Source organism: Saccharopolyspora sp. NPDC050642 (assembly GCF_040654735.1).
In the GTDB taxonomy this organism is placed as follows: domain Bacteria; phylum Actinomycetota; class Actinomycetes; order Mycobacteriales; family Pseudonocardiaceae; genus Saccharopolyspora; species Saccharopolyspora elongata.
This window is the reverse complement of record NZ_JBFAIN010000001.1, coordinates 714704-727765: the sequence shown is the minus strand read 5'-3', so window position 1 is coordinate 727765 and position 13062 is coordinate 714704. Positions and strand designations below refer to the sequence as shown.

Genomic DNA, 13062 nt, shown 5'->3' with positions numbered 1-13062 from the left:
GGAGCCCGAGGTCTCCGCAGTTTCAATTGAAACTGTCGACCTCTGAACCCTCCGGAGCCCGAGGTCTCCGCAGTTTCAATTGAAACTGTCGACCTCTGAACCCTCCGGAGCCCGAGGTCTCCGCAGTTTCAATTGAAACTGTCGACCTCCGGTGGGTGGCGGGTCAGGTGGCCCAGGGGAGCGGGGCTTCGTCGAGGCCCCAGTAGAGGCTCTTCTGCCGGGTGTACCGCAAGATCGCGTCGCGGCCCTTGTCCGTGCCCACGCCGCTGGCCTTCATCCCGCTGAACGGGGTGGCGATGCTGAACTGCTTGTAGGTGTTGATCCACACGGTGCCCGCGTCGATGCGCCGGGCCACCCGCCAGGCCCGCCGGTAGTCCCGGGTCCAGATCCCGCAGGCCAGGCCGAAGACCGTGTCGTTCGCCCGGGCGATCAGGTCGTCCTCGTCGCGGAAGGGCAGCACGACGCCGACCGGGCCGAAGATCTCCTCCTGGCACGTGCGCGCGTCGTCGGGCAGCCCGTCCAGCAGCGTCGGCAGGTAGTACGCGCCGCGCGCCAGCTCCGGATCGTCGGGGATCCCGCCGCCGCAGAGCACGTTGGCGCCTTCCTCACGAGCGCGGTCGACCAGCGCGGCCACCCGGTCGCGGTGCGCGAAGGTGGCCAGCGGCCCGACCTGGCTGGCCGGGTCGGTGCCGGGGCCGACCCGCAGCCGCCGCGCCCCGGCGACCAGGCGCTCGACGAACTCGGCGTAGATCCGCTCCGGCACGAAGATCCGGGATCCGGCGATGCAGCTCTGCCCGGTGGAGGAGAAGATCCCGTACAGGACCCCGGCCACGGCCTGGTCCAGGTCGGCGTCGTCGAACACGATCGTCGGCGACTTGCCGCCGAGTTCGCTGGTCAGCGGCATGAACTTGGCCGCGGCGAGTTGGCCGATGGCGCGGCCGGTGTCGGTGCCGCCGGTGAAGGAGACCTTGCCCACCGCCGGGTGCCGGACGATCGCGTCGCCGACCACCGACCCCTTGCCGGGCAGCACCGAGAGCAGTGCCGGGGGCACCCCGGCCTCGACCACCAGCCGGGCGAGCGCCAGCGACACCAGCGGGGTGGCTTCGGCGGGCTTGAGCAGCACGGCGTTGCCCGCGGCCAGCGCCGGCGCGACCTTCTGCGCATCGCTCGCGATGGGGGAGTTCCACGGCGTGATCGCGCCGACCACGCCGATCGGCTCCGGCACGCTCATCGTCAGGTAGGGGCCGCGCTGCGGGGTCAGCGGGGTCTCGGTGGTCTCCAAAGCGGCGGCGTAGAACCGGAAAGTGCCTGCGGCGCTGCCCACCAGCGCGCGCGTCTCGGCCAGCGCCTTGCCGGTGTTGCGGGTCTGCAGGAGGGCGAGTTCGCCGGCGTGCTGCTCGATCAGGTCGCCGACCCGGGTGAGCAGCCGGGCGCGTTCGTGCGGGAGCAGGTCCCGCCAGGCCGGGTCCGCCGCGGCGGCGGCCCCGGCGCGGGCGGCTTCGTCGACGTCCTCCGGTGCGGCGGCGGTGATCTTCGCGATGACCTCGCCGGTGGCCGGGTCGACGCACTCCAGCGGGTTGCCGCGGCCGGGCCGCCAGCGGCCCGCGACGTGGATCTCGTCCGGCACCCCGGGACTCGTCATGCTGCACCTCCAGGTCTGAGCGATGTTGGTTGATTAGCTTAGAACTAAGATGAATGTGGCAACAAGGTGCGGCGCGGACGCGTGCGATCGACCGGCATCTAGCTGCGAAAACGAGATGATCTGGAAAGAAGTTTTGCGCCGGGGGTTGCGGCCGTCACAGCGTCGTGTTCATACTGCTCACCACTCGCTCGCTTACTGCTAAGAGATTCTGGAGGTCGCCCGATGACCGCTGCAGACGCCAAGACCAACACCGGCCTGGAAGACCTGATCGACTCCTGCATCGCCTCGCGGGAGAGCCGGCACGAGGACTGGGACACCCTCGCGTTCCAGGCCAAGGCCGGCGACGAGTTCCGCCGCGCGCAGATCCGCTACATCGGTTCCGGCGCCACCGGCAACCACGAGGGCGACGGCCGCACGCTGCCGTCGGAGCACTTCACCTTCTCCAACATGCGCCTGCCGCTGGGCGCGATCGGCCCGGAGCACACCCACCACGACGTGGAGGAAGTGTTCTTCGTGCTGGAGGGGCAGCTCGAGGTCAGCGTCCACGACGTCGAGGACGGCACCAAGACCGCGACCCGCGTGCTCGGCTACCGCGACCTGATCCGGGTGCCCGCCGGGGTGCCGCGCAGCCTGAAGGCCATCGGTGACACCGACGCGCTGTTCTGCGTCGTCATCGGCGCCCAGAAGCCGCAGCTGCCGACCTACCCGGCCACCTCGCCGGTGCACGGCGTCACCCGCGACTGAACCGGTCCACACCGCGAGCGGCCCCGCGCCGCATTGGAGAACAGACGTCAGTCGAGGAAGGCCCGGGGTGAGGAGCATGGCGCACGAGGTTCGGGTGCACAGCACGACGTGGCTGGCATCCGGTGTGGTGCAGGTGGAATTCCGCGATCCGGCCGGGGCCGACCTCCCGGCGTGGGAACCGGGAGCGCACCTGGCACTGCGGTTGGCCAACGGGATGACGCGGGAGTACTCGCTGTGCGGCGACCCGGCCGACCGGCGCAGCTGGACGGTCGCGGTGCTGCGCGAGCCGGACTCGCGCGGCGGCAGCAGCTGGGTGCACGAGCGGTTGACCGCGGGCACCCTGCTGACGGTCGACGGGCCGCGCAACAACTTCCCGCTGGAACCCGCCGAGCGCCATCTCCTCATCGCGGGCGGCATCGGCGTGACGCCGATGCGGGCCATGGCCGGCGAACTCGCCGACCGCGGCGCCGACTGGCGGATGCTCTACTGCGGACGGTCCCGCGAGAGCATGGCCTTCCTGCCGCAGCTGCAGGAGATCGGTGGTGACCGGGTCCGCGTCCACGCCGACGACGAGCACGGCGGGCCGCCGGACCTCGGTGCCGAGCTCGCCGACCTGCCGCCCGGCGCGCTGGTGTACTGCTGCGGCCCCGAACCGCTGATCGGCGCGGTGGAAGCGGCGTTGCCCGATCCGTCGGTGCTGCGCGTCGAGCGGTTCCGGGCGCCGGAGGTGCCGACGTCCACTTCGGACGGAGGCTTCGAGGTGGCCTGCAAGGCGTCCGGCACGCGGGTTTTCGTCGGCCCGGACGTCTCGGTGCTCGACGCGCTGTCCGACGCCGGGGTGCCGGTGCCGAGCTCCTGCCAGGAAGGCGTGTGCGGCACCTGCGAGACCAAGGTGCTCGGCGGCGAGCCGGAGCACCGCGACTTCGTGCTGAGCCAGGCGGAACGGGATGCCGGGGAAACGATGATGATCTGCGTGTCCCGCTGCCGTTCGGCCGAGCTGGTACTGGACTTGTGAACGAGTAGGACCATGACCGTCATCGCAGTGCTCAACCACCGGCAGCTGGCCATGCTGCGGGCCGTCGCCCGTGGCCGGGCCGAGATCACGTGCAGCTGCGAACCCGACCTGTACGTCGACGGGTTGCCGTGCTGCGACCAGGGCAGCGCCCGGGAGCTGGTGCAGACCGGCCTGCTGCGCGCGGCCCCGCCCGGCGCGAGCGGCGGGCGCGTGACCGCGGCCCTGACCGACCTCGGCCGGGCGGCACTGCACTAGCGGAGATCCCTTCAACGGGCCTGCTTGGCGGTGCGGGTGGCCCTCTGCGGGAGTTCCCGCCGCAGTCCGGACTCCCGCGACGCATTCCGAAACGACCCCTCAAAGATCCGGGTGCCGGTGTCCCGTTGGAAACACTGGAGGAGAACCGACATGTCGCTGACCTTGGAGCCGGTGCAGACCCGGCTCGGGCCCACCACGAGCTATGCGGATGCCTTCGCCGACGAACTGGAGGCGATCTACGGCCGGGGCGTGCACGACCTGCCCGGCGTCGTGGCCGCGCTCAACGAGACCGGCGTCCGCCCGGCCGACGGCTCCGACTGGACCGAGCAGGCGTTCGTCGCCGAGCTCGCCCGCCTCGGCGCGAAGGAGATCTGACGATGACCAGGCTGCAGAACGAGGAAGATCTCCTGCTGCTCGGCCTGCGGGACCGCTGGTACCCGCTGTGCCCGTCGAGCCAGGTGCGGGCGGGCGAACTGACCCGGCTGGAGCGCGCGGGCGAGGAATTGCTGCTGTGGCGCGACAGTTCCGGCGTCGTGCACGTGCAGGAGGACCGGTGTCCGCACCGCTCCGCGCGGCTGTCGCTGGGCGTGCACATGGGCGACCGGATCGCCTGCAACTACCACGGTGTTCAGCTCGACGGCGACGGTGTCGTGGCTTCGGTGCCGGGCAGCCCGGGTTGCGCGCTGGAAGGACGCAAGGCGCTGCGCACCTTCCCGGCGCAGGAGCACGCTGGGGCGATCTTCGCCTGGTTCGGCGCGGACGAGGCCGCCGAGCCGACTCCGCTGCAGGTGCCCGCGCCGATCGCCGGCGGCGAGTGGGACAACTTCCTCTGCTACGTCGAGTGGGACGCCTCCTACCTGCTCTCGCTGGACAACCTGCTCGACCCGATGCACGGCGCGTTCCTGCACCGCAACAGCCACACCATGTACACCGGGAAGCGGGAGGCGGCGTTCCAGATCCGGGACACCGACACCGGTTTCGTGTTCGAGAAGACCGACCAGCGCGGCGTCAACTTCGACTGGTCGGAGTGGCTCGACACCGGCGGGCTGCAGTCGGTCACGCTGGACATCCCGTACCCGGACACCGCCGGGCCGGGCGGGCCGTTCACCATCGTCGCCTGCGTGACGGCGATCAACGAACGCCAGCACGCCGGGTTCTTCTGGCGCTGCCGCAAGGTCAGCGGCTGGCAGCGGGACAGCTGGCGGTTCCTGTACAAGAACCGGATCGAGGCGCGGCATTGGCAGGTGCTGGAGCAGGACCGCGTCATGGCCGAGGCGATGCCCGAGGACGCCTGGGCGCGGGAGAACCTCTACCAGCACGACATCGCCCTCGTCCGGCTGCGCCGGATGCTGCGCGCAGAAGCCAAGCGCCAAGCCGCCGCCCGCTGATCGTTCGTCTCCGAACCCCTTCTGCATGGCGGTGCAAGTTGCGAGGGCGGGCCAAGCGCCTCCGGCGCTTCGAAGAAAGTCTCTGATTGGAGTGCACACGATGCGATTCCCCGACGCCGAGCCGGTGGTGCGGCTCCGGTCGCTGCGGTCCGTCGGCCTGCGCACCGAGCGGTTCGCCGAGGCCGCCGAGTTCTACCACGAGGTCTGGGGCCTGACCCCGGTGGAGACCGACCGGGACGCCGCGTGGCTGCGCGGAACCGGCTCGGAACACCACATCGTCGAGCTGCGGCAGGCCGAGCAGAACGGGCTGGGCAAGATCTCGTTCGCGGTCGGGACGCCCGCCGAGATCGACGAGGCCGGCCGGCGGCTGGCCGCGTTCGGCGTCCCGATGCTCGCCGAACCGGGCCCGCTGGACCAGATCGGCGGCGGCTACGGGCTGCGGTTCGTCGATCCCGAAGGCCGGCTGATCGAGCTGTCCTGCAACGTGGAAGCCGTCGTCGCGAAGGATCCCGACGGCCTGCCCGCGGTGCCGCGCAAGGTGGCGCACGTCGTGCTCAACACCGTCGACATCGACGCCGCCTGCGAGTTCTACACGCGCGTGCTGGGGATGCGGATCTCGGACTGGTCGGAGCACCAGATGGCGTTCCTGCGGTGCAATTCCGACCACCACGTGATCGCGTTCAACCAGGCGCAGTGGACCTCGGTCAACCACGTGGCCTACGAGATGCCGTCGATGGACCACTTCATGCGCGGCATCGGACGGCTGAAGCACAACGGGATCACCCCGCTGTGGGGCCCGGGGCGGCACGGCCCGGGATCCAACACCTTCTCCTACTTCGCCGATCCGGCCGGGCTGGTCTGCGAGTACACCTCGGACGTCGCGCAGGTCGAGGAGGACGCCTGGCTGTGCCGGGTGTGGCGGCGCACCGCCGAGCTCTCCGACCAGTGGGGCACCGCGGGCCCGCCGTCCAAGGACGCGCGTGCGCACATGGCGGGCAAGCCCGACGCCGGTTACCGGGAGCTGGTGCGGGCATGAAGGTGGCGATCCTCGGCTGCGGCGCGATCGGCGGCGTCGTGGCGCGCGCGGTGCGGGACGGCGAGGTCCCGGGCGCAGATCTGGTCGGCGTCGTGCACGCCGAGCGCACCGACCCGCCGGGACTGCCGGTGCTGGACGTCGAAGCCGCCATCGAGCAGGCGGACCTGATCGTCGAGTGCGCGGGCCAGCGCGCGCTCGCCGAGCTCGGGCCGTCCATCGTGGCCGCCGGCACGGACCTGCTGGCGGTGTCCATCGGCGCGCTGGCCGATGACGCGCTGTTGGCGAAGCTGCGCGACACCGGACCCGGCCGGCTGCACCTGTGCAGCGGCGCGATCGGCGGCCTGGACGTGCTCGCGGCGGCCGCCCGGATGGGCGGGCTGTCGGCGGTGCGCATCGTGACGACCAAGAAGGCGCCCACGCTGATCCAGAAGTGGATGGACGAGCCCGCTGTGCAGCGGCTGCGCACCGCAGTCGAGCCGGTCGAGCTGATGCGCGCACCGGCCCGCGCGGTCACCGCCGCCTTCCCGGCCTCGGCCAACGTCGCGGCGTCGGTCGCGCTGGCGGTGGGGGACTGGGATCTGGTGGAGGCCGCCGTCGTCGCCGACCCGAAGGCTCCGCTGACCAGCCACGTGATCACCGCCGAAGGCCGCGCGGGCGACTACCGCTTCGAGGTCCGCAACCACCCGTCCCCGGCGAACCCGGCCACCAGCGGCGTGGTTCCGCACGCGGTGCTGGCCGCCGTGGGCCGGCTCGCCGCGCCGACCGGAGCGTTCGTATGATCCGGACGAAGGTGTCCGATGTGGACTTCGTGGTGGCGGGCAGCGGCACGCCGCTGGTGCTGCTGCACGGCATCGGCGGCGCGGCCGATGCGTTCGACGCGCAGCTGTCCGGGCTGGCCGGCGATCACCGGGTCATCGCCTGGGACGCGCCCGGCTACGGCGGCTCGGCGGACCTGCCCGGCGAGCCGGACCTGGACGCGTACGCCGACGCGGTCGTGTCGGCGCTGCGCGGACTGGACGCCGAGCCGGCGCACCTGCTCGGGGTTTCCTGGGGCGGGGTGATCGCGACGCGGGTGGCGATCAAGGCACCGGAGGTGCTGCGGTCGCTGATCCTCGCCGACTCCTCACGCGGCTCGGGCCGGACGGCCGACGGCCGGAAGGCGATGGCAGCGCGGGTCCGGGAGCTCACCAGCCACGGCGCGGACGCGTTCGCGGCGGCCCGCGGACCGCGCCTGGTGGCGCCCGGTGCGGACCCGGCGGTGCGGGAGCGGGTCGTCGCGCTGATGTCGCGGGTCCGGCCGCGCGGCTACCGCAACGCCGCCCGGGTGATGGCGGCGACCGACCACTCCGCGCAGCTGGCGGTGATCACCACGCCGACGCTGGTGGTCGTCGGCGCTGAGGACGCCGTGACCGGCGTGGCCGAAAGCCGGGTGCTGGCCGAGGAGATCCCCCACGCCCGGCTCGTGGAGATCCCCGGCGCCGGGCACGCCGCCAACCAGGAGCGCCCCGCCGAGTTCAACGCGGCGGTGCGGGCGTTCCTGGCCGAACTCGACACCAGGGGAGGAGTGCTGTGACGCTCACCGGACGACTGGTCGTGGTCACCGGCGCCGGCCGCGGCCTGGGGCTCGCGATCGCCCACGACCTCGCCGCCGCCGGGGCGCACCTCGTGATCGCCGAGCGGAACCCCGGCTTCGCCGCCGCAGCGGTCGCCGAACTCGCCGCGCACGGCGTTCCGGTGCACCGCGTGGACACCGACGTGTCCGCTCCCGACTCGGTGCAGCGGCTCGCCGACCAGGTCGCCGCGCTCGGCGGCGCCTACGGGGTGGTCAACAACGCGGCGCTGGCCGACGGCGTCGGCGGGAAGTACTTCTACGACATCGAGCCCGACGAGTTCGACCGGATCATGTCGGTCAACCTGCGCGGCACCTGGCTGGTTTCGAAGGCGCTCTACCCGCAGCTGCGGGCCAGGGGAGACGGCCGGATCCTCAACATCGCCTCGGACGTCGCGTTCTACGGCCCGCCCCGGCTGATGCACTACGTGGCCTCCAAGGGCGCGATCGTGGCCATGACGCGCGCGATGGCCCGCGACGCCGGGCCCGACGGGATCACCGTGAACGCCGTCGCCCCGGGCATCACCGAATGCGAGGCCACCCAGGCCGTTCCGGCCGAACGGCACGAGCTGTACCGGATCAACCGCGCGCTCGCCCGGCCGCAGCAACCCGAGGACCTCGTGGGCGCGGTGCGGTTCCTGCTGTCCGACGCGGCCGCGTACATCACCGGCCAGACGCTGCTCGTAGACGGCGGCTTCGTCTGCCGATGAGGAGGAAACGATGGATCTTGGGTTGACCGGCCGCACCGTGGTGGTGACCGGCGCGAGTTCTGGCGTCGGCCTGGCCACCACCAAGATGCTGCTCGCCGAGGGGGCCAACGTCGCCGCTTGCGCACGCGACGCCGACCGGCTGAAGGCCGCGCTGGACGGGCTGCCGGTGCACATCGGTGCCTGCGACGTCCTGGACGAAGCGGCCGTGCAGGAGTTCGTCGCGCGGGCTGCCGAGGTTTTCGGCGGGATCGACGGCGTGGTCAACAACGCCGGGCGTTCCCTGATGGCGCGGCTGTCCGAAACCGCCGACCGGCAGTGGCGCGACGAGCTGGAGCTGAAGATCTTCAGCGTCCTGCACGTGATCCGGGCCGCGCAGCCGTGGCTGCGCGCTTCCGACGCCGCATCGGTGGTCAACATCAACGCGATCCTGGCGCGGCAGCCGGAAGCGCGCCTGGCGGCCACCTCGGCGGCGCGGGCCGCGCTGCTCAACCTCACCAAGACGCTCGCCGGTGAGCTCGCCGCCGACGGGATCCGGGTCAACTCGGTGTGCCTCGGCCTGATCGACACGGGGCAGTGGCGCCGTCGCTACGAGCAGTCCGGCTCCGCATCGGACTTCGCCGCGTGGAGCGCGGAACTGGCCGCCGACCGCGGCATCCCGCTGGGGCGGCTGGGCACCGCCGACGAGGTCGCCTTCCCGATCGCGTCGCTGCTCTCCCCGCGCGCCTCCTACATCACCGGCTCCGCCGTCGACGTCGGCGGCGGCATCGCCCGCTACCTCTGAGCCCTCCGGTCGTGAGTGCGAAGACCGGCAAGAACCGGCTTTCGCACTCACGAGAGAAAGGACTGTCATGCCCAGTACCAACGGCGGCGATCTGCTCGTCCAGGTCATGCGCGACAACGGCGTCGACACCGCCTTCGGCGTGGTCAGCGTGCACAACCTGCCCCTGGTGGAGGCGGTGAGCCGGGAACTGCGGTTCGTCCCGGTGCGCCACGAAGCGGCGGCGGTCAACGCCGCCGACGGCTACGCCCGGGCGACCGGCGGCCTCGGGGTGGCGATCACCAGCACCGGCACCGGCGCGGGCAACGCGGCCGGCGCGATGGTCGAGGCGCTGACCGCTGGCAGCCGGGTGCTGCACGTGACCGGCCAGATCGACTCGCCGTTCCTCGGGCAGGGCCGCGGCGTCATCCACGAGACCAAGGACCAGGCCGCGATGCTCGCCGCCGTGTCCAAGCATGCCGCCACGGTGACCTCGTCCGACGCAGCGGAATCCGTTCTCCGCCAAGCGGTTCGCAGTGCCTTGTCGCTCCCTTGTGGACCGTCTAGCGTGGAATGGCCGATCGACCTCCAGTACGCCGAGCAGCGGTTCCGGGCCGCTCCTGCCGAGCAGGGCGAGGCCGCGCCGCCGGTCGATCCGGGGGCGGTGCGCCGCGCCGCCGAGATCATCCGGAGCGCCGAGCGGCCGATCCTGTGGGTCGGCGGCGGTGGCACCGGCGCCGGCGAGCGCGTTCGCGAGCTGGCGGAGCTGCTCGGGGCGGGAGTGCTGACCAGCAACTCCGGCCGCGGCAGCGTGCCGGAGGACCACGAGCTGGTGATCGGCAACTTCGCCGCCAACCCCGAGGCCGGGCCGCTGCTCGCCGAGGCCGACCTGCTGATCTCCATCGGAACGCACTTCCGCTCCAACGAAACCAGGCACTACGCGCTGGAACTGCCCCGCAACCACGTGCAGATCGACGTCGACCCGGCGGCGATCGGCCGCGTCCACCCGGCCGAGGTCGGTGTGACCGGCGCCGCGGAGCAGGTGCTCCCGCAGCTGCTCACCGAGCTGACCGGTGCGGCCGGCGCCGGGCCCGGCTGGCGCGAGAAGGTCACCGGCACCCGCGCGCGGGTGCGCGCGCACCTGCGCGCGGCGATCGGCAAGTACGCGCTGATCTGCGATGCGATGCGGCAGGCGCTGCCGGCCGAGTCGGTGATCGCGCGGGACGTGACGATCCCGTCCAGCCAGTGGGGCAACAGGCTGCTGGCGATCTACCGGCCGAACACCAACGTCTTCCCGGTCGGCGGCGGCATCGGGCAGGGCTTGGCCACCGGCATCGGCGCGGCGATCGGCGCGCCGGAGGCTCCGACCGTGGTGTTCGCCGGGGACGGCGGCCTCGCGGTGCACCTCGGCGAGCTCGCCACGCTGGCCCAGGAGCGGCCGTGGCTGGTGCTGGTGGTGTTCAACGACGGCGGCTACGGCGTGCTGCGCAACATGCAGGACAAGCACGCGGGCCGGCGCTCCGGCGTCGACCTGTTCACGCCGAACTTCGGGGGCCTGGCCGACGCGCTGGACCTGCCGTACGCGCTGGTCAACAGGGCGGAATCGTTCGCCGAGGCGTTCGCCAAGGCGGTGGCGGAGCACCGCCCGTTCCTGCTCGAGGTCGACGTCACCGCGCTCGAACCGACGCCGTCGCCGTTCGTTCCTCCGGTCCACGTGCCCAGCTGAACAGGATCCGAGATGCCTGCCGAACCGGCCCACCACGACCACCACCACGCGCATGGGCCCGCCAACCGGGGCCGCCGGGTGCTGCGCACCGCAGCACCGCTGTTCGTGCGGTTCCCGCGAACGCGCCTGCGCACGGCCGTGGTCGTGCTGCACGACGCCTACGGGCTGACCGAACCGATCGAGCACTGCTGCCGGGCGCTGGCCCGGAGCGGGCACGTCGCGGTCGCCCCCTACCTCTACTACGAGACCGGCGGCAAGGAATTCCGCCCGGAGAACGAGGAAACCGCGCGGGCCGCGATGTCGCTGCTGGCGGCCGACGACCTCGCCGCGGACATCGCCGGGGCCCTCGACCACCTGGCCTCCCGGCTCGGCATCCCCGCCCGCGCGACCGGCGCGCTCGGGGTGGGGGAGACCGGCCCGCTCGCGACCCGGGCCGCCGCCGAACACGACCTGGCCGCGGCGGTCGAGTGCGATCCGCTCGACGAGTCCCCGGCCGCCGACCCCGCCCGGGCGATCCGGCTCCTCGACGCCCGGCTGCCCTGACCCCATCGGCCCCACCGGTCGCCTCCCGACCCGGGGAGGCGCGAAACGCGAGTCCACCGCGCTCGCCGAACCTCCCGGCAACTACCGTTCCATGCCACGCCCTCGTGGCATGCGTGTCCCAACGAAGGAGGGACGCATGAGCATCACGGCCCCCGACCACACCGTCCAGCAGGACGTCGCCGCCCGCCTGGAGCGGCTGCCGATGTCGCGCTGGCACGTCAGCGTGCGGCTGATCATCGGCGTCGTCACGTTCTTCGAAGCGTTCGACCAACTGCTCATCGCCTTCTCGCTGCCCGAGATCTCCCGCGAGTGGGGCCTGTCCACGGCAGGCGCCACCGCGACCCTGACCATCGGCTCGATCGGCATGCTGCTCGGGGCGCTGGCCTCCGGCTGGCTCGCCGACCGCATCGGCCGGGTCCGGGTGATCACGCTGTGCCTGGTGATCACCGCGCTCGGCAACCTGGGCATGGCGCTGAGCCCGGCGCTGCTGCCGTTCCTGGTCCTGCGGTTCATCCAGGGGCTCGCCATCGGCGGCGAGGTGCCCACCGCGGCGTCCTACATCGCCGAGCTCAGCCGGGCCAAGAGGCGCGGCCGGTTCGTGCTGATGTACGAGGTGGTCTTCCCGGCCGGGCTGACCGTCGGCGCGCTGGCGTCGGCGTGGATCGTGCCGAACTGGGGCTGGCGCACGCTGTTCCTGATCGCCGCGATCCCCGGCGTCGCCGCGTTCTTCCTGCAGCGCAGGGTGCCCGAGTCGCCGCGTTGGCTGGCCGCCCGCGGCAGGTCCGCCGAGGCGCAGGAGGTGATGGCGCGGATCGAGGAGAACGTCCGCCGCTCCACCGGCCGGGACCTGCCGCCGCCCGCACCGGTTCCGGCAGTCGCCGGCGCGGAATCCGCGCGCACCGGCGCGCTGCGCGACCTGTTCACCGGCCGCTACCGGCGCCGAACCCTGGTGGTCTGGACGATCTGGTTCGTCGGCTACCTGGCCAACTACGGGCTCACCTCGTGGCTGCCGACGCTCTACAAGCAGGTGTTCGGCCTGCCGACCGACGTCTCGCTCTGGTACAGCACCCTGGCGTCGGTGGCCGGGCTGGCCGGCTGCGTGCTGGCGGCGCTGACCATCGACCGGCTCGGCCGGCGGATGGTGCTGAGCATCGGGCTCGGCGGCACCACGGTGGCGATGGGCGTGCTTGCGGTGCTCGGCGCGAGCTCCGCAGGGCAGCTGGCGGTGTTCTCCGCGTTCGCGGCGATGTTCAGCTTCGCGGCCAACATCAGCCTCTACCTCTACACACCGGAGCTCTACCCGACCCGCAGCCGGGCGCTCGGTTGCAGCCTGGGCGGCGTCCTCAACCGGCTGGGCATCATCACCGGCCCGATCCTGGTCGCCCTGGTCTACGCGGGTGGTACGGGTCTGTCGACGGTGTTCCTGATGATCGGCGGCATCACCCTCGTCGGCACGCTCGTCACCGCGGTGTTCGCCGAGGAGACCAAGGGGCGCACGCTCGAAGAGCTTTCGCCGTGACGATGCCGACGGGTGGTGGCAGGTCGTTCCAAGACCGGCCCGGCGGGTAGTTCACGAACGGCCCTGCCGCGTTCGCGCGGCAGGGCCGTTCGCACGGGGCGCAGTGCGCTCGAAGCCG

The 13062-nt window shown here is 72.2% G+C and carries 14 protein-coding genes; 13 read left to right on the top strand and 1 reads right to left on the bottom strand.

All coding sequences use genetic code 11. From position 1 onward, the window contains the following. Positions 1-163: 163 nt before the first annotated feature. Positions 164-1642, bottom strand: a complete 1479-nt coding sequence (locus tag AB0H93_RS03420; RefSeq protein ID WP_358566686.1) for an aldehyde dehydrogenase — start codon at positions 1640-1642, stop codon at positions 164-166. A gap of 222 nt (positions 1643-1864) precedes the next feature. On the opposite strand from AB0H93_RS03420, the gene AB0H93_RS03415 reads away from it, so the two are divergent. From AB0H93_RS03415 to AB0H93_RS03355, 13 genes are all read left to right on the top strand, one after another. Beyond that, entirely contained in the window at positions 1865-2386 is a 522-nt protein-coding gene (locus AB0H93_RS03415; protein WP_358566683.1) for a cupin domain-containing protein, read from the top strand. Positions 2387-2462: 76 nt separating this feature from the next. Next, entirely contained in the window at positions 2463-3401 is a 939-nt protein-coding gene (locus AB0H93_RS03410) for a PDR/VanB family oxidoreductase (protein ID WP_358566680.1), read from the top strand. 12 nt (positions 3402-3413) lie between these two features. Continuing rightward, on the top strand, positions 3414-3656 hold the full coding sequence (locus AB0H93_RS03405; RefSeq protein ID WP_358566677.1) for a hypothetical protein: 243 nt from the start codon (positions 3414-3416) through the stop codon (positions 3654-3656). 150 nt (positions 3657-3806) lie between these two features. After that, on the top strand, positions 3807-4031 hold the full coding sequence (locus AB0H93_RS03400; RefSeq protein WP_132485905.1) for a recombinase-like helix-turn-helix domain-containing protein: 225 nt from the start codon (positions 3807-3809) through the stop codon (positions 4029-4031). Positions 4032-4033: 2 nt separating this feature from the next. Then, positions 4034-5044 carry an aromatic ring-hydroxylating dioxygenase subunit alpha gene (locus AB0H93_RS03395; RefSeq protein WP_358566673.1) on the top strand — a complete coding sequence of 337 codons (1011 nt, stop codon included), beginning with the start codon at positions 4034-4036 and terminating at the stop codon, positions 5042-5044. A gap of 100 nt (positions 5045-5144) precedes the next feature. After that, positions 5145-6080 carry a VOC family protein gene (locus AB0H93_RS03390; protein ID WP_358566671.1) on the top strand — a complete coding sequence of 312 codons (936 nt, stop codon included), beginning with the start codon at positions 5145-5147 and terminating at the stop codon, positions 6078-6080. Continuing rightward, on the top strand, positions 6077-6859 hold the full coding sequence (locus tag AB0H93_RS03385) for an aspartate dehydrogenase domain-containing protein (RefSeq protein ID WP_358566668.1): 783 nt from the start codon (positions 6077-6079) through the stop codon (positions 6857-6859). Before AB0H93_RS03390 ends, AB0H93_RS03385 begins: the two co-directional genes overlap by 4 nt. Then, positions 6856-7653, top strand: coding sequence for an alpha/beta fold hydrolase (locus AB0H93_RS03380; RefSeq protein WP_358566665.1), 798 nt, complete (start codon positions 6856-6858; stop codon positions 7651-7653). The genes AB0H93_RS03385 and AB0H93_RS03380 overlap by 4 nt, the downstream gene beginning before the upstream one ends. Continuing rightward, the gene (locus AB0H93_RS03375) at positions 7650-8399 is read left to right on the top strand and encodes a 3-oxoacyl-ACP reductase family protein (protein WP_358566662.1); all 750 of its coding nucleotides are present in this window, start codon (positions 7650-7652) and stop codon (positions 8397-8399) included. Before AB0H93_RS03380 ends, AB0H93_RS03375 begins: the two co-directional genes overlap by 4 nt. A 10-nt stretch (positions 8400-8409) precedes the next feature. Continuing rightward, positions 8410-9180, top strand: coding sequence for an SDR family oxidoreductase (locus tag AB0H93_RS03370; RefSeq protein ID WP_358566659.1), 771 nt, complete (start codon positions 8410-8412; stop codon positions 9178-9180). 67 nt (positions 9181-9247) lie between these two features. Further along, the gene (locus AB0H93_RS03365) at positions 9248-10882 is read left to right on the top strand and encodes a thiamine pyrophosphate-binding protein (protein WP_358566656.1); all 1635 of its coding nucleotides are present in this window, start codon (positions 9248-9250) and stop codon (positions 10880-10882) included. Between the two features lie 12 nt (positions 10883-10894). Continuing rightward, entirely contained in the window at positions 10895-11425 is a 531-nt protein-coding gene (locus tag AB0H93_RS03360) for a dienelactone hydrolase family protein (RefSeq protein WP_358566653.1), read from the top strand. 136 nt (positions 11426-11561) lie between these two features. After that, the gene (locus AB0H93_RS03355) at positions 11562-12944 is read left to right on the top strand and encodes an MFS transporter (protein WP_358566650.1); all 1383 of its coding nucleotides are present in this window, start codon (positions 11562-11564) and stop codon (positions 12942-12944) included. Positions 12945-13062 lie beyond the last annotated feature (118 nt).